This window comes from Streptomyces albiaxialis (assembly GCF_039530985.1).
Lineage (GTDB): Bacteria > Actinomycetota > Actinomycetes > Streptomycetales > Streptomycetaceae > Streptomyces > Streptomyces albiaxialis.
On sequence record NZ_BAAAPE010000014.1, the window covers coordinates 127424 to 147895 of the forward strand.

The 20472-nt window shown below is 73.2% G+C and carries 15 protein-coding genes and 1 pseudogene; 4 read left to right on the forward strand and 12 right to left on the reverse strand.

Features of this window, described 5'->3' with window-relative positions; genetic code table 11:
* Positions 1-83 precede the first annotated feature (83 nt).
* Together ABD343_RS29125 and ABD343_RS29130 are read right to left on the reverse strand one after the other, a co-directional pair.
* Positions 84-1319: an AI-2E family transporter gene (locus tag ABD343_RS29125; RefSeq protein WP_344532376.1), complete on the reverse strand. Its 1236-nt coding sequence runs from the start codon at positions 1317-1319 to the stop codon at positions 84-86.
* A 43-nt stretch (positions 1320-1362) separates the two neighbouring features.
* Positions 1363-1557, reverse strand: a complete 195-nt coding sequence (locus ABD343_RS29130; RefSeq protein WP_344532377.1) for a DUF3046 domain-containing protein — start codon at positions 1555-1557, stop codon at positions 1363-1365.
* 78 nt (positions 1558-1635) lie between these two features.
* On the opposite strand from ABD343_RS29130, the gene ABD343_RS29135 reads away from it, so the two are divergent.
* Positions 1636-2544: a hypothetical protein gene (locus ABD343_RS29135; protein ID WP_344532378.1), complete on the forward strand. Its 909-nt coding sequence runs from the start codon at positions 1636-1638 to the stop codon at positions 2542-2544.
* 15 nt (positions 2545-2559) lie between these two features.
* Here ABD343_RS29135 and ABD343_RS29140 read toward each other — a convergent pair whose 3' ends face one another.
* From ABD343_RS29140 to ABD343_RS29150, 3 genes are read right to left on the reverse strand one after another with little or no spacing between them, the layout of a single operon-like run.
* The gene (locus ABD343_RS29140; protein WP_344532379.1) at positions 2560-2868 is read right to left on the reverse strand and encodes an AzlD domain-containing protein; all 309 of its coding nucleotides are present in this window, start codon (positions 2866-2868) and stop codon (positions 2560-2562) included.
* Positions 2865-3677 (reverse strand): AzlC family ABC transporter permease, encoded by an 813-nt coding sequence (locus tag ABD343_RS29145; protein ID WP_344532380.1) that lies wholly within the window; start codon positions 3675-3677, stop codon positions 2865-2867. The genes ABD343_RS29140 and ABD343_RS29145 overlap by 4 nt, the downstream gene beginning before the upstream one ends.
* A gap of 22 nt (positions 3678-3699) precedes the next feature.
* Positions 3700-4551 carry an AraC family transcriptional regulator gene (locus ABD343_RS29150; RefSeq protein ID WP_344532381.1) on the reverse strand — a complete coding sequence of 284 codons (852 nt, stop codon included), beginning with the start codon at positions 4549-4551 and terminating at the stop codon, positions 3700-3702.
* 83 nt (positions 4552-4634) lie between these two features.
* Here ABD343_RS29150 and ABD343_RS29155 point away from each other — a divergent pair, with 83 nt between their 5' ends.
* The 3 genes from ABD343_RS29155 (at position 4635) to ABD343_RS29165 (ending at position 11341) form a co-directional block, all read left to right on the forward strand.
* Positions 4635-9524 (forward strand): Lhr family helicase, encoded by a 4890-nt coding sequence (locus ABD343_RS29155; protein ID WP_344532382.1) that lies wholly within the window; start codon positions 4635-4637, stop codon positions 9522-9524.
* A 120-nt stretch (positions 9525-9644) separates the two neighbouring features.
* Positions 9645-10478: an Fpg/Nei family DNA glycosylase gene (locus ABD343_RS29160; RefSeq protein ID WP_344532383.1), complete on the forward strand. Its 834-nt coding sequence runs from the start codon at positions 9645-9647 to the stop codon at positions 10476-10478.
* 86 nt (positions 10479-10564) lie between these two features.
* Positions 10565-11341: an SDR family NAD(P)-dependent oxidoreductase gene (locus tag ABD343_RS29165; RefSeq protein ID WP_344532384.1), complete on the forward strand. Its 777-nt coding sequence runs from the start codon at positions 10565-10567 to the stop codon at positions 11339-11341.
* A gap of 589 nt (positions 11342-11930) precedes the next feature.
* Here ABD343_RS29165 and ABD343_RS29170 read toward each other — a convergent pair.
* From ABD343_RS29170 to ABD343_RS29200, 7 genes and pseudogenes are all read right to left on the reverse strand, one after another.
* Positions 11931-12311, reverse strand: coding sequence for a helix-turn-helix domain-containing protein (locus tag ABD343_RS29170; RefSeq protein WP_344532385.1), 381 nt, complete (start codon positions 12309-12311; stop codon positions 11931-11933).
* Positions 12312-12441: 130 nt separating this feature from the next.
* Positions 12442-13007, reverse strand: a pseudogene (locus ABD343_RS29175) (CinA family protein).
* 23 nt (positions 13008-13030) lie between these two features.
* A complete protein-coding gene (pgsA, locus tag ABD343_RS29180) occupies positions 13031-13870 on the reverse strand; it encodes a CDP-diacylglycerol--glycerol-3-phosphate 3-phosphatidyltransferase (protein ID WP_344532386.1) in 840 nt (279 codons plus the stop codon).
* Positions 13867-15429 (reverse strand): 30S ribosomal protein S12 methylthiotransferase RimO, encoded by a 1563-nt coding sequence (gene rimO, locus ABD343_RS29185; RefSeq protein WP_344532387.1) that lies wholly within the window; start codon positions 15427-15429, stop codon positions 13867-13869. The genes pgsA and rimO overlap by 4 nt, the downstream gene beginning before the upstream one ends.
* A gap of 85 nt (positions 15430-15514) precedes the next feature.
* Entirely contained in the window at positions 15515-16345 is an 831-nt protein-coding gene (locus ABD343_RS29190; protein ID WP_344532388.1) for a helix-turn-helix domain-containing protein, read from the reverse strand.
* Between the two features lie 280 nt (positions 16346-16625).
* The gene (locus tag ABD343_RS29195) at positions 16626-19385 is read right to left on the reverse strand and encodes an FtsK/SpoIIIE family DNA translocase (protein ID WP_344532389.1); all 2760 of its coding nucleotides are present in this window, start codon (positions 19383-19385) and stop codon (positions 16626-16628) included.
* A gap of 134 nt (positions 19386-19519) precedes the next feature.
* Positions 19520-20215, reverse strand: a complete 696-nt coding sequence (locus tag ABD343_RS29200; RefSeq protein ID WP_344532401.1) for a response regulator — start codon at positions 20213-20215, stop codon at positions 19520-19522.
* Positions 20216-20472: the final 257 nt, after the last annotated feature.

Genomic DNA, 20472 nt, shown 5'->3' on the forward strand with positions numbered 1-20472 from the left:
GCCGGTCCACCTATGAGAATCGATGTTCGATTTTCACGTCAAGTCACCTGGGATCACTGTGGATAACTTTGAGAAGGCACAGGTCAGGGGGTGCGGCGACGCACCCGGGTGCCCCGTCTGACCCGTTCGTCCGCCACGTCGTAGCGCTTCACATACGCGCCGAGAAAGCCCTGGAGCGTCGCCGTGGCGGGGATCGCGATGAGCGCGCCGATCACTCCCAGCAGCGACGTGCCCGCGATCACCGAGCCGAAGGCGACCGCCGGGTGGATGTCCACGGTCCGGGCGGTGATCCTCGGCTGCAGGATGTAGTTCTCCACCTGCTGGTAGGCGATCACGAACACCAGCACCCACACCGCCGACCACGGATCCACGGTGAAGGCGATCAGCATCGGCAGCGCCCCGGCGAGATAGGTGCCGACCGTGGGGACGAACTGCGAGACCACCCCGACCCACGCCGCCAGCGCGGGCGCGTACGGCACGCCGATCAGTTGCAGGAAGACGTAGTGCGCGACGCCGGAGACCAGGGCCATCAGCACCCGGGAGTAGAGATAGCCGCCGGTCTTGGTCACCGCGATCTCCCACGCGCGCAGCACCTCGGCCTGGCGCGCCGGCGGCAGCACGGAGCACAGCGCGGCCCGCAGCCGCGGCCCGTCGGCGGCGAAGTAGAACGCGAACAGGCAGACCGTGAGCAACTGGAAGACCCCGCCCAGCACGGTCGCGGAGATGCCCCAGACGTTCTGCGCGCCGCTCTGCACGTACTGGCGCACCCAATCGGAATGGATCACGTCGGACTGGAGACTGTCGACGTCGAGGTCGGTGTGGAACGTCCGGTTGACCCAGCTCACCAGGTCGGTCACGTACGAGGGCAGATTCTCGATGATCTTCGTGATCTGGTCGGCGAACACCGAGCCCAGCGCGGCGAAGAACCCGCCCACCGCCACCAGCGTGACCACGAAGACCACCCCGGTCGCCAGCCCGCGCCGCATGCCGCGCGAGGCCAGCCCGTCCACGGCGGGCTCCATGGCGAGCGCGACGAAGAACGCGATCAGGATGTTCAGGAGCAGCCCGAGCACACGGTCGAACGCCCAGCTCAGGAGCTGATAGCAGCCGACCAGCAGCAGCGCGAGGACGAGCGCCCTGGGCAGCCAGCGCGGCATCCGCCGGTCCCCCGCGGCCCCGGCGTCACCGTCCGCGGTTCCGGCTCCGGTCCCGGAATCATCGCGCCCGTCACCGCCCGCGTCGCCGTCCCGCTGATCCCGTCGGTCCCGCTGATCCCGCCGGACTTCGTCCCGGCCGTCCTCGTCCTCGGATGCGCCCACCGGGCAAGTTTCGCGTCACGGGACAGAACACCCCGTAAACGACTCACCTCTTGTGGGACGGGACATCCATGGCCGCGCACACCACGCGCCAGATGTCCTTCGCCTCCCAGCCGGCGGCGAGCGCCTCCCGCACGGTCCGGCCTCCCAATTCGGACATCACGTGATCGCGCGCGAAGGAGTCCGCGTACGCCTCACCGAAGTGGTCCGCCATCCGCTGCCAGAAGTCCGTCAACCGCATGCCCCCAGTATCCCGCCCTCCGGGTTGGCTCCCGCTTCCGGCCGTGACCGGGCCGCCGCCGGGGCCTACGGTCGGAGAATGGCTCCTTCTGGAACGACGCCCCTCTCCCGTGCCGAGCACTTCATCTGGCTGACGGCACGCGTCCTGGAGCAGCGGCGCTTCGAACACGACTTCCTGGACGGCGACCCCGGAGCCGTCGAGACGGCGCTCGACGCGTACCGCAACGCCGACGGCGGCTACGGTCACGCCCTGGAGCCCGACCTCCGCGGCCCGGTCAGCCAGCCGCTGCACACGGCCGCCGCGCTGGAGGTGCTGGACAGCATCGGGCGCTGCGCGGGACAGCGGGTGGAGCGGATCGGCCGCTATCTGACGTCCGTCTCCACGCCGGACGGCTCGCTGCCCGCGCTCCATCCGTCGCTGCGCGGCTATCCGGCCGCGCCCTGGATCCCCGTCGTGGACGATCCCCCGAGCGACCTGCTCGCAACCGCGCCCGTGGTCGGCACGCTGCACCGCAACAGCGTCTGGCACGCCTGGCTGTTCCGGGCCACGGACTTCTGCTGGTCCGCCGTCGAGTCCCTGGAGAAGACCCACCCGTACGAGGTGCGGGCGGCCCTCGTCTTCCTGGACGGCGTGCCCGACCGGCCGCGCGCCGAGGCGGCGGCGGAACGGCTGGGCAGCCTGGTGCGCGAGCAGCGGCTGGTCGTGACGGAACCCGGCAAGGAGGCCGACTTCCCCGTGCCGGACGGATACGCGCCGGGCGAGCACCACTACGTGACGGACTTCGCCCGCTCCCCCGACTCGCTGGCCCGGCGCTGGTTCAGCGACGCCGAGCTGGCACTCGGCCTGGAGCATCTCGCCGCCGCCCAGCGCGAGGACGGCGGCTGGGACATCAACTGGCGCTCATGGGCGCCCGGTACGGCGCTCGAAGGGCGCCCCCTGGTGACCCTGGAGGCCCTGCGGACGCTGCGGGCGTACGGACGGCTGTAAGGGCGCCCAGGAGGCTCAGCCGCCGACCGCGCGGACACCGGCCGTGACCAGTACGGCGGCGGCGATGACGACCAGGAAGGGCGCGCGCAGCACCAGTGCCACGGCTGCGGCGCCCAGCCCGGCCGCCTTGGCGTCGAGGACGAGGGCGCTGCCGTCGCCGAAAGTCTGCTGCGCGGTCAGGGCCGCGAGCAGCGCCACGGGGACGAGTACGGACAGTTGTCTGACCAGGGGCCGTTCCAGCGCGCCCTCCGGCACCGAGAGGCCGAGCAGCTTGACCAGGTAGCAGCCCGCCACCGTCAGGCCGATCGCGATCCAGACGCTCATCGGGAGCCCTCCTCGTACCCCTCGCGTTCCCCGCTCCGTACCGGCCGCGCGCCCCTTCCGCCAGGAGACAGCCGTCGCCCCGTCAGCACGAGGGGCGCCGCCAGCGCGGCTACCAGTACGGGTACGCCCGCGGGCAGTACGGGCAGCAGCCCGAGGCCCAGGACGACGGCGACGGCCGCCGTCACCCGTTCGACGACGGTGCGCAGCATGGGCGCCAGGAGGGCGAGGAAGACGGCGGGTCCGGCGGCGTCCAGTCCCCACGCCTCCGTGTCGCCCAGCGCCCCGGCGCCGAGGGCGCCCAGGAGCGTGGTGAGGTTCCACAGGACGAAGAGGGTCGCGCCGGTGACGGTGAAGCCGAGCCGCGCGGAGCGTCTGTCGGGCTGCGAGAGGGCGACGACGGACGTCTCGTCGATCACCCAGTGCGCCGCGGCGAGGCGTACTCCGCGCGGCAGGCGGAGCAGGGTGGACAGGCGCAGCCCGTAGAAGGCGTTCCTGGTGCCCAGGAAGAACGCGCCGGCGGCGGCCGTCAGCGGGTTGCCGCCCGCCGCCAGCGCGCCGACGAGCGCGAACTGCGAGGCGCCGGTGAACACGAACAGGCTGAGCACGCACGTCTGCGCCAGGCTGATGCCGGCGCCCGCCGCGGTCACCCCGAAGGCGAATCCGGAGAGTCCGACGGCCACGCCGACCCCGAGCGCGTCCCGGACGACGGCGCGGTCGGCTCGGCCCTCCCCCGGAGGCGGGCCCGGCGGGCCCGGCGGGTCCGGCGAGGCGGCGGGACCCGTGGTGTCGGTGTCTGTCTGCTGAGGCACGTCCTGAGGCACGTCGGGGACGCTAGGCGGCCCCGGAGCCTCCGGTCTTGTACGTTCTTGCGCGTTCCCGCTGGTAGGCACCGGGCGGCACGCCGATGATGCGGCCGAAGTGCCGCGTCAGGTGCGACTGGTCGGTGAACCCCACGGCGGTCGCCGCCTCGGCGGGCGGCGTACCGGCGTCCAGCAGGGCGCGGGCGCGGTGCACACGCGCGTCCGTCAGCCAGGCGTGCGGCGGCATCCCGTACACCTCGCGGTAGGCCCGCAGCAGCGCGAACGGGCTGGTGCCCAGCTCGGCCGCGAGCCGCTCCAGGGTCGGCGGGTCGGCCATCCGCTCCTCCAGCACGGCGCGGGCGCGCGCGGCATGGCGCGCGCCCGCCGTGCGCACCTCGCGCGCCGGAAGAGGCTCCCCGTGCCGCCGCAGCAGCCTGGCCACGGCGATCCGCATCAGGCTGTCGGCGGCGAGCGCGTTGCCCTCCTCGGCGGCACGGTGGACCTCGTGGACGAGGCGGGCCGAGCCGGGGTCGTCGACGGCGGGGACGGCGAAGCCGGGCGTGCCCCGGATCGAGGTGGTCTCGGCGGCGATGGAGGCGACCAGTCCGGCGTCCGGGTACAGCGCGTCGTACCGCCAGCCCTCGGGCACCCCCGCGTGCCCGGTGTGCGGGGTGTCCGGGTTGATCAGGGCCAGCCCGCCGGGCCCCGCCCTGTGCACGGTGCCGCCGTGGTGGAACGCCTCCACGCCCTCGGCTATCGCCGCGATGACGTACGTCGCGTGCGTGTGCCGGAGGAACGTCTTGTGGATGTAGCGGGCACGCAGGAGGTCCACCCCCGGCAGCTCCGGGGGCCGCCAGTGGCGTGCGCTCTCGCCTCTCCCCATCCGCCCATTGTGCGGCGCCGCAGAGCGCCGGGCCCGGGCCCCGTGCCCGCTCGGGGCCGCCGCTGTCAGTGGTGTGCTGCACGATGGAACCCATGGGTCAGAACTCGGCACTGGACGGCTTCTCCCCGGCGACCCGGGCGTGGTTCACGGCTGCCTTCAGCGAGCCGACCGCGGCCCAGGAGGGCGCCTGGAAGGCGCTGGCCCAGGAGTCGGACGCGCTGGTCGTGGCCCCGACCGGCTCCGGCAAGACCCTCGCGGCGTTCCTCGCGTCCCTGGACCGGCTCGCCTCCGCCCCGCCCCCGGCCGACCCGGTCAAGCGCTGCCGGGTGCTGTACGTGTCGCCGCTGAAGGCCCTCGCGGTGGACGTCGAGCGGAATCTGCGCAGCCCGCTGACCGGCATCCGCCAGGAGTCCGTCCGCCTGGGGCTGCCCGAGCCCGACATCCGGGTCGGCATCCGCTCCGGCGACACCCCGGCCTCGGAGCGCCGCTCGATCGCCCGCCGTCCCCCGGACATCCTGATCACCACGCCCGAGTCGCTCTTCCTGATGCTGACGTCCTCGGCGCGCGAGGCGTTCTCCGGCGTCGAGACGGTCATCCTCGACGAGGTGCACGCGGTGGCGGGCACCAAGCGCGGCGCGCACCTCGCGCTGTCCCTGGAGCGGCTGGACGAGCTGCTGGAGCGACCCGCGCGCCGTATCGGCCTGTCCGCGACGGTCCGCCCGGTGGACGAGGTGGCGCGTTTCCTCTCGCCCCGGCGGCAGGCCAGGGTCGTGCAGCCGCCCTCGGGCAAGGAGTTCGCGCTGTCGGTGGTCGTGCCCGTGGAGGACATGGGCGAGCTGGGCGGGTCGCCCGCGCAGGACGCCGCCAAGGATCCCGGCGGCGGCCCCGGAGGCGGCGCGAAGCCCTCCATCTGGCCGTCCGTGGAGGAGCGGATCACCGACCTCATCCAGGAGCACCGCTCCACCATCGTCTTCGCGAACTCGCGCCGTCTCGCCGAGCGCCTGTGCAACAGGCTGAACGAGATCGCGTACGAGCGCGCGACCGGCGAGCCCATGCCCGAGGACCACTCCCCGGCCGAGCTGATGGGCGGTTCCGGCGCGGCCGGGGGCGCTCCCGCCCTGCTCGCCCGCGCGCACCACGGCTCGGTCTCCAAGGAGCAGCGCGCCCAGGTCGAGGAGGACCTGAAGGCGGGGCGCCTCCCCGCCGTCGTCGCCACCTCCAGCCTGGAGCTGGGCATCGACATGGGCGCGGTCGATCTCGTCATCCAGGTCGAGTCGCCGCCCTCGGTGGCCTCGGGTCTGCAGCGGGTGGGCCGCGCGGGGCACCAGGTGGGCGCCGTGTCGGCCGGTGTGGTCTTCCCCAAGTACCGGGGCGACCTCGTGCAGTCCGCCGTCGTCACCGAGCGGATGCGGGAGGGCGCCATCGAGGCGCTGCGCGTCCCGGCCAATCCGCTCGACGTGCTCGCCCAGCAGATCGTCGCGATGACCGCCGTCGACACCTGGGACGTCGACGAGCTGCTGGCCCTGGTGCGCCGCGCGGCGCCCTTCGCGGCGCTCCCGGAGTCGGCATTCACCTCGGTGCTCGACATGCTCGCGGGCCGCTATCCGTCCGACGCCTTCGCCGAGCTGCGCCCCCGTCTGGTGTGGGACCGGGTGGCGCACACGGTGAGCGGCAGGCCGGGCGCGCAGCGGCTCGCGGTGACCTCCGGCGGCACGATCCCGGACCGCGGCCTGTTCGGCGTCTTCCTGGCCGGGGCCGACCCGAAGAAGGGCGGCGGCCGGGTCGGCGAGCTGGACGAGGAGATGGTCTACGAGTCGCGGGTGGGCGACGTGTTCACCCTCGGCACCACCTCCTGGCGGATCGAGGACATCACCAGGGACCGGGTGCTGGTCACCCCGGCGCCCGGCGTTCCCGGACGGCTGCCGTTCTGGAAAGGCGACCAGCTCGGCCGCCCGCTCGAACTGGGCCGTGCCCTGGGCGCGTTCCTGCGCGAGGTCGGATCGCTGCCCCCGGAGAAGGCCCAGGAGCGGCTGTCGGCCTCCGGGATGGACGACCTGGCGGTGAGCAATCTGCTGGCATATCTGGGCGAGCAGCGCGAGGCCACGGGCCATGTGCCGGACGACCGCACCATCGTGGTCGAGCGCTTCCGCGACGAGCTGGGCGACTGGCGCATCGTCGTCCACTCCCCGTTCGGCGCCCAGGTGCACGCCCCCTGGGCGCTCGCGATCGGCGCCCGCCTCACTGAGCGGTACGGGATGGACGCGCAGGTCATGCACGCGGACGACGGCCTCGTCCTGCGGCTGCCCGACGCCGAGTTGATGGGCCTGGACCTCTTCGACGATCCCTTGGGCGAGCCCGGTGAGGGGAGCCCGTCCAAGGAGCTGTCCGTCGATCCCGACCAGCCCCCGCTGGGCGTCGGCGACGTGCTGTTCGACAAGGACGAGATCAACCAGATCGTCACCGACCAGGTCGGCGGCTCGGCCCTGTTCGCCGCCCGGTTCCGCGAGTGCGCCTCCCGCGCGCTGCTGCTGCCCCGGCGCAGTCCGGGGAAGCGCACGCCCCTGTGGCAGCAGCGGCAGCGCGCCGCGCAGCTCCTCCAGGTGGCCAGCGAGTTCGGCTCGTTCCCGATCATCCTGGAGGCCGTGCGCGAGTGCCTCCAGGACGTGTTCGACGTGCCGGGCCTGACCGAGCTGATGGGCGACGTCGAGTCGCGCCGCGTCCGCATGGTCGAGGTCACCACCCCCGAGCCGTCCCCCTTCGCCCGCTCGCTCCTGTTCGGCTATGTCGCGCAGTATCTGTACGAGGGCGATTCCCCGCTGGCCGAGCGCCGCGCCGCCGCGCTCTCGCTCGACTCCCGGCTGCTGTCGGAGCTGCTGGGCCAGGCGGAGCTGCGCGAGCTGCTCGACGCCGACGTGCTGCGCGAGCTGGAGCGGGAGCTGCAGTGGCTCACCGAGGAGCGGCGCTGCAAGGACACCGAGGGCGTCGCCGACCTGCTGCGCCTCCTCGGCCCGCTCACCACGGCCGAGCTGGCCGAGCGCGGAGCCGAGGCGTCCTGGCCCGAGGAGCTGGAGGCGGCCCGCCGCGCGATCCGCGTCCGTATCGCGGGCCAGGAGCACTGGGCGGCGGTCGAGGACGCGGGACGGCTGAGGGACGCGCTGGGCGCGGCGCTGCCCGTCGGCGTCCCCGAGGCGTTCACGGAGCCCGTTCCCGACCCGCTGGGCGACCTCCTCGCGCGCTACGCCCGTACGCACGGCCCGTTCATCTCGGCGGACGCCGCGGCGCGCTTCGGACTGGGCACGGCCGTCGCGGACGGGGCGCTCCAGCGGCTCGCCGCCGGGGGCCGCCTGGTGCAGGGCGAGTTCCATCCGTCCGGGGTGGGCCAGGAGTGGTGCGACGCGGCGGTGCTGCGCCGGCTGCGGCGCCGTTCGCTGGCCGCGCTGCGTCACGAGCTGGAGCCCGTGCCCCCGACGGCACTCGCCGCGTTCCTGCCGCAGTGGCAGCACCTCGGCACGGGCGGGGTGCGCGGCGTCGACGGACTGCTGCGCACGGTCGAGCAGTTGCAGGGCGCGCCCGTTCCCGCGTCCGCGCTGGAGAAGCTCGTCCTCCCGGGCCGCGTCGGGGACTACGCGGCCCCGATGCTCGACGAGCTGACCGCCTCCGGCGAGGTCGTCTGGGCGGGCGCGGGCGCGCTGCCCGGCAAGGACGGATGGATCTCGCTCTATCTGGCCGACACGGCGCCGCTGCTCCTCCCGCCCCCGCACCCCCTGGAGCTGACGCCGCTCCACCGCTCGGTCCTAGACACACTCCAGGGCGGGTACGGGCTGTTCTTCCGCCAGATCGCCGGCCAGGTCCGCGCCACGACCCATCCGGAGGCCGCCGATCCCGAGCTGGCCGAAGCCCTGTGGGACCTGGTCTGGTCAGGCCGGGTCACGGGCGACACCCTCGCGCCCCTGCGCGCGCTCCTCGGCTCGGGCCGCACCGCGGGCTCGACGGCGCACCGCGCCAAGAGAGCGACACCTCGCGGGCGTTACGGATCGTTCACCGCCGCCGCCGTGGCCGCCGGCTCGGGCGTCGCGGGAGGCCACGGCGTCGGTCGCCGGGGCCCGGGACGCCCGCAGTCGGCGCCGCCGACGGTGGCGGGCCGCTGGTCCCTGCTCCCCGCGCCCGAGCCGGAGCCCACGCACCGGGCGCACGCCCTGGCGCGCACCCTGCTGGACCGGCACGGCGTGGTCACCCGGGGCGCGGTCGCCGCCGAGGGCGTGGAGGGCGGCTTCTCCGCCGCGTACCGGGTGCTGTCCGTCTTCGAGGAGAGCGGCCAGGCCCGGCGGGGCTATGTCGTCGAGGGGCTGGGGGCCGCGCAGTTCGCGATGGACGGCGCCGTGGACCGGCTCCGCGCGGTCAGCACGGCCCGCGAGCGCGAGCTGCCGTCGGTGTCCGGGCCGTCGGGCGGCCGTTCCGCACGCCGCGCGCTCGTCCTCGCCGCCGCCGACCCGGCCAACGCGTACGGGGCGGCGCTCCCCTGGCCCTCCCCTCCCGCCGGAGCCACTCACAAGCCGGGCCGCAAGGCGGGCGCACTGGTCGTCCTCGTCGACGGCGCCCTGACGCTCTACATGGAGCGGGGCGGCAAGACGATGCTCGTCTGGACGGACGGGGACGACGACACGGCCGACGGCCGTACGGGCGCCACGAGCGGACCGGAGGGCAGACCGATGGGCGGTCCCATGGGCGGTCCGAGCGGCGGACCGCGAGAAGGCTCCGGCACCGGAGGACAGGGCAGTGCGCTCGATCCGTCCGACGAGAGGCTGACCGCCGCGGTCGAGGCCCTCTCCCGCGCCGCCCGCCAGGGCGCCCTGGGCACGGTCACGGTGGAGCGGGTCAACGGCACGCCCGCGCTCTCCTCCCCCGTCGGCACGGCCCTGGAGGCGGCGGGCTTCCATCCGACGCCCCGAGGACTGCGCCTGCGCGCGGCGTAGCGGCGTAGCCCGGGGCACAACCCGGGGGGGCACAACCCGGGCAGGCGCGCTCCCGTGCCGTTCCGCCCATCGCCGTTCCGCCCACTCCCGCTCTCCCCACGCCCCTGCGACCATGGCCGTATGCCCGAAGGTGACACGGTCTGGCGTACGGCCCGGATGCTCCATGACGCACTCGCGGACCACACGCTGACCCGTACGGACCTGCGCGTGCCCAAGCTCGCGACGGTGGACCTCTCCGGGCGCCGGGTCCTGGACGTCAGCCCGCGCGGCAAGCACCTCCTCACCCGCGTCGAGGGCGGGCTCACGCTCCACTCCCACCTCGGCATGGAGGGCTCCTGGCGCCTCACGGGCGGCGCCAGGAAGGGCTCCTGGCGCCTCACGGGCGGCGCGTACCCCTCCGGCAAGGGCGGCCCCGCCCACCAGATCCGCGCCGTCCTCGCCACGGAGACCCACACGGCGACGGGCTACCGCCTGCCCGTCCTGGAACTGCTGCGCACCGGCGAGGAACCCTCCGTCCTCGGCCATCTCGGCCCGGACCTGCTGGGCCCAGACTGGGACCCCGCAGAGGCCGAGCGGCGCCTCCTCGCCGACCCGGCCAGGCCCCTCGCCGAGGCCCTGCTCGACCAGCGCAACCTGGCGGGCATCGGCAACGTGTACGCGGCCGAGCTGTGCTTCCTCGCCCGCACCTCGCCCTGGGCCCCGGTCGGCTCGCTCACGCCCCCGCTCCCCTCCCGGCTGCTGACGGTCGCCAAGCGGCTCCTGGAGGCCAACAAGGACCGCCCCGTCCGCCGCACCACCAACGGCACCCGCCCCGACCGGAACCTCGCCGTCTACGGCCGCGAGCACCGCCCTTGCCACCGCTGCGGCACCTCCGTACGCGTCGGCCAGTACGGGCCGCCCGGCCAGTCCCGCAGCATCTGGTACTGCCCGCACTGCCAGCCCGCGCCCCGCTGACCGGCCGACGCCCCGCTGACCGGCGTTCCGCGAGGGCCGCACGACCAATTGACGACCCGTCAGATCCGGTCGTACCGTCCTGACCCATGACCCTCACGGCGTACGACCTGACCGGCCGGACCGCCCTCGTCACCGGCGCCGCCAGCGGCATAGGCCGCGCGACCGCCCTGCTGCTCGCCGAGGCGGGCGCCCAGGTGCACTGCGCCGACCTCGACGGCAAGGGCGCGGCCCGTACGGCGGAGCTGATCGCGGAGACGGGCGGCACGGCCCACGGCCGTACCGTCGACGTCACCGACCGCGCCTCGGTCGCCGGGGCCGTCGACGCCGCCGTCCGTACGGGCGGGCGGCTCCACATCGCGGTGGCCGTCGCCGGGATCATGCACCGCAGCACCGTCCTGGAGACGGACGACGCCGACCTGGACCGGGTCCTCGACGTCAATTTCAAGGGCGTCCTGCGCACCTGCCAGGAGGCCGCCCGCAGCATGATCGGCACGGGCACCCGCGGGAGCATCGTCACCATGTCCTCCGGCGTGGTCGACAGCGGCTCCCCGGGCCTGCTCTGCTACGGCGCGGCGAAGGCCGCCGTCGTCCAGCTCACCAGGATCCTCGCGTCCGAGACGGGCCCGCACGGCATCCGCGTCAACGCCATCGCCCCCGGATGGATACGGACGCCCATGACCGCCCGCTTCGACAGCACCCAGCAGCGGAGCGCCGAGGAGGCCATGTCCCGCGTCTCCCCGCTGGGCCGCGTCGGCGAACCGGAGGAGATCGCGCACGCCGTGCTGCACCTCGCCTCGGACGCCTCGGCCTTCACGACCGGCCAGATCCTGCGCCCCAACGGCGGGGTCGCGATGCCGTGGTGAACCCGAGCGCCCGGAGGAGATCGGTGGCACGCGGTGCTGGGCCCCTGTCCGGCGAGACATGCACGGGCAGCAGGCTCAGCCCCCAGCCACCGGCGGCCACGGACGCCTCCAGCGCCCCACCGGCGCCCCAGACCAGCCGCCCCACCGCACTCACCCACAGCAGCGCGCAGAGGGCGGACAGCAGACACAGCGCGCCGGACGGCCACCCCTGTCCCACCGGCCAGCGCCGACGGCCCACCGGCCCTCTCGCGCCCCCCGGAGCGGCATCCGGAGCGACCCCCGCGCAGCAAGCCCCGCAGGTGCCGTACGTCCCGCAGGAGCCGCCCGCGCCTCCCGCCATGCCGCCCACCTCCCGCCGCACGTTCCGCCGCCTCGGCCCGCTCCGGCCGGCTCGCGACTGGATCCACCATGCTCCCGCACTCCCCGCGACGGCGCGACCACGCATGGCAACCAGCCCTCTGCCGTACGCACGCCCCTGGAGCCGCCCGTCGGCGAACCCGTACGTTCCCGCACGGCCGCACACGCCCCGCACACAGCAAAGGTCCCGCCGGACGCTCCGGCGGGACCTTCTTCGGTTCTTCTTCGTCTCTCAGGCAGCGACGACGTCCACTGCCTCCGTCGGCGCCTTGATCGTGACGCGCTCCTCGGGAACCCCAGTGACCGACGTCACAGTGAGCGGATTGAGCACCGGCCGCATGGGCGCGGGCACGGTGTCGCTCGCCGCGGACTCGGCCAGCTCGGCAAGTGCCAGCTCATCGCTGACTTCACGCATCAGCTCGGACATCCGCACGTCGAGTGCGTCGCAGATGGATGACAGCAGTTCGGACGAGGCTTCTTTCTGGCCGCGCTCGACCTCGGAGAGGTATCCGAGCGAGACCCGGGCGGACGAAGAGACTTCGCGCAGGGTCCGGCCCTGGCGTTGGCGCTGCCGACGCAGCACGTCACCCAGCAGGCGACGGAGCAGAATCATCGGTGCTCCTCCCTCTCAACGCGCGGCGTCTTCCACAGCCTGTATCGGGACGGCCAGTTGGCCCCGACTCCTTCAGCCTCCACCGTACCGCCTCGGACAGCGGCCGTGCGGGGAGCGATGTCGTGTTCACTCAGGGCTGCAAACATCCATTCCCCCCGGTCTGTTCCCTACCCTGTCCCCGGCATTTTCGATCAGTTGCTTGCAGAGCAGCTCCAGAACTCCTCGAACACTCTCGGTACGGATTCGAGCACGCACACGGTCAGGATTCCCTTCAGGGTCCGCCTCAAGCGGCAGAAGGACCGCCGCCGCCGATCCGTCCGGACCCGCCGCCGCCACGTAGACGGTCCCGACGGGCCGTCCGTCCTGGGGCTCGGGGCCCGCGACACCGGTGGTGGCGATGCCCCAGTCGGCGCCCAGCACCCGGCGTACGCCCCCCGCCATCTGCCGCGCGACCTCCGGGTCGACCGCCCCGCGCTCGGCGAGCAGCGCCCCGTCGACGCCCAGCACGTCCCGCTTCAGCTCGGTCGCGTACGCCGTCACGGAACCGCGGAACGCGCGTGAGGCGCCCGCCACCGCCGTGACCCCGGCCGCGACGAGCCCGCCCGTCAGGGACTCGGCGATCGCGAGGGTCTCCCCGCGCTCGCGCAGGAGCCCGAGGGCACGAACCGCCTCGTCGACCTGTCCCGCGCCGTCCAGGCCCGCCCCGCCCCCGTGCGGGATCACTGCCGCTCCGGTCCCGGCGCCCCGGCGGAACCGGCCTCCCCGACGACATCGACGGGCTCGGCCGCCTCGGTCCCCGAGGTCGCCTCGGCCGTCCCAGCCGTCTCAGCCGCCTCGGCCGTCCCAGGAGAGTCCAGGGCCCCCGCGACCCCGGCGACCCCTTCGGTCCCGGCCTCCGCCATCTCCGCCGACGTCTCGGCCGCCTCCGCCGCCGCGGCACGTCCCGCCCGCCGCAGCACGACGGCCTGCCGTACGTAGTCCAGCCCCGTCACGACCGTGAGGACGACGGCGACGGCCATCACCCACCAGCGCAGCGTGGCGAGCGGCCCGGTCAGCGCCAGGACGTACATCCCGACGGCGATGCCCTGGGCCAGGGTCTTGAGCTTGCCACCCCGGCTCGCGGGGATCACTCCGTGCTTGATGACCCAGAAGCGCATCAGCGTGATGCCCAGCTCCCGGGCGAGGATGACGCCCGTGACCCACCACGGCAGGTCGGAGAGCGCCGAGAGGCAGACCAGCGCGGCGCCCATGATCGCCTTGTCCGCTATGGGGTCGGCGATCTTGCCGAAGTCGGTGACCAGGTTGTACCGCCGCGCCAGCTCACCGTCGAAGAGATCGGTGATCATCGCGATGGTGAACGCCGCCCAGGCGAACGAGCGCCAGGCCGGGTCGTGCCCTCCGCTGGCGAGCATCAGCGCCACGAAGGCGGGCACCAGCAGCAACCGCACCATCGTGAGGATGTTCGCGATGTTCCACAGGCTCACCGGCCGTACGGTCGGCGCAGCCTTCGCCTTCGCGACGGGCCCCCGTCCCGCAGCGGAGGCCGGCACTCCCGTCATCTGCCCGCCTCCTCACTCACTCGGTCCCACGGCTCTGCGACGAGATCCACTCCCTCCGCGGCGACCACTCGTGCTTCGACCATACGTCCGACGGCCGGAGCCTGTCCCTGCCCGTCCACGCCCTCCGGCACCGACAGCAGGACCTGTCCGTCCGTCTCGGGCGCCTGGTGCGCGCCGCGCCCCACGGGCCCGTCCTCCGTGTCGACCGACTCGACCAGCACGCGCACCGTCTCCCCGATCCGCTCCTCGGCGCGCTGGGCGGTGAGCTCCTCGGCGAGCCGGGAGACCCGCGCCAGCCGCTCGGCGACCTCTTCGGACGGCACCTTCTCCGCGTAACCGGCGGCCTCGGTGCCTTCCTCGTCCGAGTACCCGAACACGCCGATGGCATCCAGCCTCGCCTCACTCAGGAAGCGCTCCAGTTCCTTGACGTCCTGCTCGGTCTCGCCGGGGAAGCCCACGATGAAGTTCGAGCGGACTCCGGCCTGCGGCGCCTTGCCCCGGATGTTCTCCAGGAGCCCGAGGAAGCGGTCGGTGTCGCCGAAGCGCCGCATCGCGCGCAGCACGTCCGGCGCGGAGTGCTGGAAGGACAGGTCGAAGTACGGCGCGACGCCCTCGGTGCCGGTGAGCACGTCGATCAGCCCCGGCCGCATCTCGGCGGGCTGGAGATAGCTGACCCGGACCCGCTCGATCCCGTCGACGGCGGCCAGCTCGGGCAGCAGCGTCTCCAGGAGACGGATGTCACCGAGGTCCTTGCCGTACGAGGTGTTGTTCTCGGAGACCAGCATGATCTCCGAGACGCCCTGCTCGGCGAGCCAGCGCGTCTCACCCAGGACGTCGGAGGGGCGGCGGGAGATGAACGAGCCGCGGAAGGACGGGATGGCGCAGAACGAGCACCGGCGGTCGCACCCGGAGGCGAGCTTCACCGAGGCCACCGGGCTGCTGCCCAGCCGCCGGCGCAGCGGGGCGCGGGGCCCCGAGGCGGGCGCGACGCCCTCGGGGAGGTCGGCGGGAGCGGCGGCGGGCGCGGAGTCGGTGACGGTCGCGGAGACAGAGCCGGTGGCGGTCGCGGTGGCGGTGGCCTGCTCCTCGCCGTTCCCGTGGCCCGGCAGCGCGACCGAGGCGCCCTGCCGCTCGACGGGGCTGACCGGCAGCAGCTTGCGCCGGTCACGCGGGGTGTGCGAGGCGTGGACTCCGCCGCTCAGAATCGTCTGGAGCCGGTCGGAGATGTCCGCGTAATCGTCGAAACCGAGCACTCCGTCGGCCTCGGGCAGCGCCTCCGCGAGGTCCTTGCCGTACCGCTCGGCCATGCAGCCGACGGCGACCACGGCCTGGGTCTTGCCGTGATCCTTGAGATCGTTGGCCTCCAGCAGGGCGTCGACGGAGTCCTTCTTGGCGGCTTCGACGAATCCACAGGTGTTGACGACGGCGACATCGGCGTCCGAGGCGTCCTCGACGAGATCCCAGCCATCCGCCGCCAGGCGGCCTGCGAGCTCCTCCGAGTCCACCTCGTTACGGGCGCAGCCAAGCGTGACAAGGGCGACGGTGCGGCGTTCGGGCATGGGCTCAGCCTACTTCGTCCCGGCTTCCCCACCCGCCGCGAGGGCCCCGGACCACCCAGCTCAGCCGCCCCGAAGGGCTGTGCGATCAGCCTGCCTCGGGGTCTCCTCGCGTGTAGCTGACCCGCTGCACCTGCCCGACCTGGCCGACGTCCTTGACCTCCTTGCCGTTGACGTACAGCTTCACGCCGCCCGCGTTGCCGAGGACGAGGTCGAGCCGCTTGTCGTCGGTGAGGGTCTTGGACTGGCCCTGCCGGAGGACGCCCTCGTGGACCAGGCGCCCGTTGTGGTCCTTGGCGGAGACCCAGCTATTGCCGCGCTCGGCGGTCATCCGGACGGTGACCTTGTCGGCGGGCGCGCCCGCGATGGCGCTGTCGGAGGGCTTGGGGTCGGCGGTCTTGCTCGGGCTGGGCTTCCCGGTCTCCTTCTTCGAGGGGGCCTGCGAGGGCGTCTTCTCCGCGACGGCCCCGCCGGACTCCTCCTCGCCACCGCCGTTGACCAGCGTGAAGCCGACGAAGCCGATGACGACGACGATCGCGGCGACCATGGCCGCCGTCCAGTTGGGGCGCCGGGGCTCGGGGCGGATCCGCTCCGCCTCGAACAGCGTCGCCGCGGGGGTCGGCTCCGGGCGGCCGCCGTGCTCCTCGTCGTACTGCGCGACGAGCGCGTTCCCGTCGAGACCGACGGCGCGCGCCAGCGTACGGATGTGACCGCGGGCGTAGACGTCGCCGCCGCACCGGGAATAGTCGTCCTGTTCGATGGCGTGAACGATCGGGACGCGCACCCGCGTGGACGTACTGATCTCGTCCACGGTCAACCGCGCGTCGATACGGGCCTGCTGGAGGGCTCGGCCGACCGAGGGGCGGTGCTCGTCACCGACCGGCGGACGGTCCTCTTCGGGTGAGTTGCCGATGGACACGGGGGCGCCTTTCGAGCGTGTAGCCACCTGCTGGAGGTTCAGTCTAGGGGCGGGGCAAAAGGGTGGGGCAAGCGGGCGGACCGACTTTGTCCGCCATCGGGAGGGCCGGGCCACCCGGTCCGCCCGAAACGCGCGCATCCGCCCGCCGCTCTCTCCCGGTGGACGTAACGAATGCGGAAACGGTTGCCTCACGCTCCCATTCATCGCTCGTACGAGTGACCTTGTGTCCCGTCCGCCCCGTGCGCGCCCCCACCGCCCGCGCGATCCCGCTCGCCGCGCGCTAGCCGTCGCCCCGGATGACCGCCAGCACCCCGTCCAGTTCGTCGGGCTTCACGAGAACGTCACGCGCCTTCGAGCCCTCGCTGGGCCCCACGACGCCGCGCGACTCCATCAGGTCCATCAGCCGCCCCGCCTTGGCGAAGCCCACGCGCAGCTTGCGCTGGAGCATCGACGTCGAGCCGAACTGCGTGGACACCACCAGCTCCGCCGCCTGGCAGAGCAGGTCCATGTCGTCGCCGATCTCCTCGTCGATCTCCTTCTTCTGCGACTGGCCGACCGTCACGTCGTCGCGGAAGACCGGTGCCATCTGCGCCTTGCAGTGGTCGACGACCGCGGCGACCTCCTCCTCCGTGACGAAGGCGCCCTGCATACGCACCGGCTTGTTCGCGCCCATCGGCAGGAACAGACCGTCACCCTTGCCGATGAGCTTCTCGGCGCCGGGCTGGTCGAGGATGACGCGGCTGTCGGCCAGCGACGAGGTCGAGAAGCCCAGCCGCGAGGGCACGTTGGCCTTGATGAGGCCCGTGACGACGTCGACGGAGGGCCGCTGGGTGGCCAGCACCAGGTGGATGCCCGCGGCACGCGCGAGCTGCGTGATCCGCACGATCGCGTCCTCCACGTCCCGCGGGGCCACCATCATCAGGTCCGCCAGCTCGTCCACGATCACCAGCAGGTACGGGTACGGCGACAGCTCGCGCTCGCTGCCCTCGGGAGCCTTCACCTTGCCGGAGCGCACCGCCGCGTTGAAGTCGTCGATGTGCCGGTAACCGAAGGCCGCCAGGTCGTCGTAGCGCAGATCCATCTCGCGTACGACCCACTGGAGCGCCTCGGCGGCCTTCTTGGGGTTGGTGATGATCGGGGTGATGAGGTGCGGGATGCCCTCGTACGCCGTCAGCTCGACCCGCTTGGGGTCGACGAGGACCATCCGCACGTCCTCCGGGGTGGCCCGGACCATCACGGAGGTGATGAGGCAGTTGATGCAGGACGACTTGCCGGATCCGGTGGCGCCCGCGACCAGGATGTGCGGCATCTTGGCGAGGTTGGTGTACACGTAGCCGCCCTCGACGTCCTTGCCGAGCCCGGCGAGCAGCGGGTGCTCCTCCCCCGCGGCCTCAGCGGAGCGCAGCACGTCGCCGAGGTTGACCATCTCGCGGTCGCTGTTGGGGATCTCGATGCCGACGGCGGACTTGCCGGGGATCGGGTTGATGATCCGCACGTCCGGGCTGGCGACCGCGTACGCGATGTTCTTCGCCAGGGCGGTGATCTTCTCGACCTTCACGCCGGGGCCCAGCTCGATCTCGTAGCGGGTCACCGTCGGGCCGCGGGTGAAGCCCGTGACGGCGGCGTCGACCTTGAACTCGCGGAAGACGTTCGTCAGCGACTCGACGACCTGGTCGTTGGCCGCGCTGCGGGTGCGCCCCGGGCCGCCGCGCTCCAGCAGGTCGAGCGAGGGCAGCGCGTACGTGATGTCGCCCCGGAGCTGCAGTTGCTCGGCCCGCGGCGGCAGCGCGTCGGGCTCCGGCGGCGCGGCGGCCTTGGTCAGGTCGGGCACGGCCGCCCGGTCGTCCTGGTCCCCGTCCCCGTGTGCGCCCGGCACCGGGACACCGGCGTCCTTGCCCGCCTTCTCGCGTCCGGCCGAGACGGAGCTGGTCAGATCGGCCACGAGCGGCGAGGGCTGCACCCCGTGCAGCACCGCGCCGTCCAGCGAGGCCGCAGCCGCCGCGGCGACATCCACGGCGTCCAGCGGCCGGTCCTGCCGGTCCGAGGCGTCGCCGTCCGGCAGCGGCTGCTGGGTGCCGCGCTTGCCCTTACGGCCGGTACGGCGCTGGTCCAGCGCCTCCTTCTCGGCGAGGGCCGCGTCGATGTGGTCCTTGCGCACGCTGTGACGCGTACGGCGCGGTCTGGGCTCGTCCTCGTCGTACCCGGGGTCGTACCCGGCGCTCCCGGCGTCCTCCGGCTCGTACTCCTCGTCGGGCCGGGGCGCCACCACACCGAGGCGCACCCCGACGTCGCGCAGGCGCTCCGGGATCGCATTGACGGGTGTGGCCGTGACGACGAGCAGCCCGAAGACCGTGACCAGCACCAGCAGCGGCACGGCCAGCATCTCGCTGAGCGTGACGATCAGGGGGCGGGAGGCCGCCCAGCCGATGAGGCCACCCGCGTCCTGGAGCGCCTCGGTGCCCTCCCCGCGCCCGGGCGCCCCGCAGCCGATGTGCACCAGCCCGAGCACGCCGATCACCAGTGCGGAAAGCCCAATGACGATACGGCCGTTGGCCTCGGGCTTCTCCGGGTGCCGGATGAGCCGTACGGCGATGACGCCGAGCAGTATCGGCACGAGCAGGTCGAGACGGCCGAAGGCGCCGGTGATGAGGGTCTTGATGAGGTCGCCCACGGGACCGTGGAGGTTGGACCAGGTGCCCGCCGCGACGACCAGCGCGAGCCCGAGGAGCAGCAGCGCCAGCCCGTCCTTGCGGTGCGCGGGGTCGAGCGCCTTGCCGCTGCGCCCTATGCCGCGGAACACCGCGGCGACCGCGTGGGCGACGCCGAGCCAGCAGGCGCGCACCATCCGGAAGATCCCCCCGGTGGGAGACGGCGCGCCCTTGGCCGCCGGCTTGCCGCCCTTGCCCTTGGGCTTGGCGGCCGCCTTCTTCGCGGGGGCCTTCTTGGCGGGTGCCTTCTTCGCCGGGGCCTTTTTCGCGGCAGCCTTCTTCGCTGGCGCTTTCTTGGCTGCCTTTCCGCTTCCCGACGTTCGTGAGGCCATGGGGGTGAGGTTACTCGGAACGGGCCCCTGATGTCGTTCGGAGGGCGGCGTGTGGCCCGCTCGCCGACGGGGCCCGAGGGCCGCTCCTGACACCCGTGGCGCACGTGCCCGGGGCGCCGAAAGCGCCCCGGGGGTCAGTTCTGTGACGGCACGTGAGCCGAGGTGTCGCCGCCCGTGCCGGGCTCCAGGGCGTCAAGTGCCCGGCGGAGCCCGGAGAGTTTGCGCTCCAGGTGCGCGGCGGTCGCGGCCGTGGCCGCGTCGGCCGAGTCGCCCAACTGCTTGGTGAGCGCCTCCGCCTGCTCCTCGACGGCGGCCAGCCGGGCCGACAGCTCGACGAGCAGCCCCGGCGCCTCGGCGGGCTCCTCGTCCGGCTCGCCGCGCTGTCCCGTGCCGTTGCCCTCCAACTGGAGGCGCAGCAGGGAGGCCTGCTCGCGGAGCTGCACGTTCTTCATGTACAGATCGACGAACACCGAGACCTTCGCCCGCAGCACCCACGGGTCGAAGGGCTTCGAGATGTAGTCCACCGCACCAGCCGCGTATCCCCGGAAGGTGTGGTGCGGGCCATGGTTGATGGCCGTGAGGAAGATGATCGGGATGTCGCGCGTGCGCTCTCTCCGCTTGATGTGCGCGGCGGTCTCGAATCCGTCCATCCCCGGCATCTGGACATCCAGCAGAATGACCGCGAAGTCGTCTGTCAGCAGCGCCTTGAGCGCTTCCTCCCCTGACGATGCCCGCACCAGCGTCTGATCGAGCGCGGAGAGAATGGCCTCCAGCGCCAGCAGATTCTCCGGCCGGTCATCGACCAGGAGGATCTTGGCCTTCTGCACCATGGCCCGTCCTCCTCGCCCCGGCAGCCCCTCGGACGCCGCCCCTGGGAGCGGCTCCCTGTCGCCGCCGCCCGTCCTTGTGCCGGTCATGGTAGCCGCACCCTGCGGCCCGCCACACCCTGTCACCGCGATGTCACTGTGCACGTAGCAGAAACGCCCCAGGGGACCAAAAGGTTCCCGGTTTACCGCGTTTCCACACGTCCTTGACCACACTGAGTCAGCATGTGGCCCGCGCAGACCCCGCACGTGTCACGGTGTCA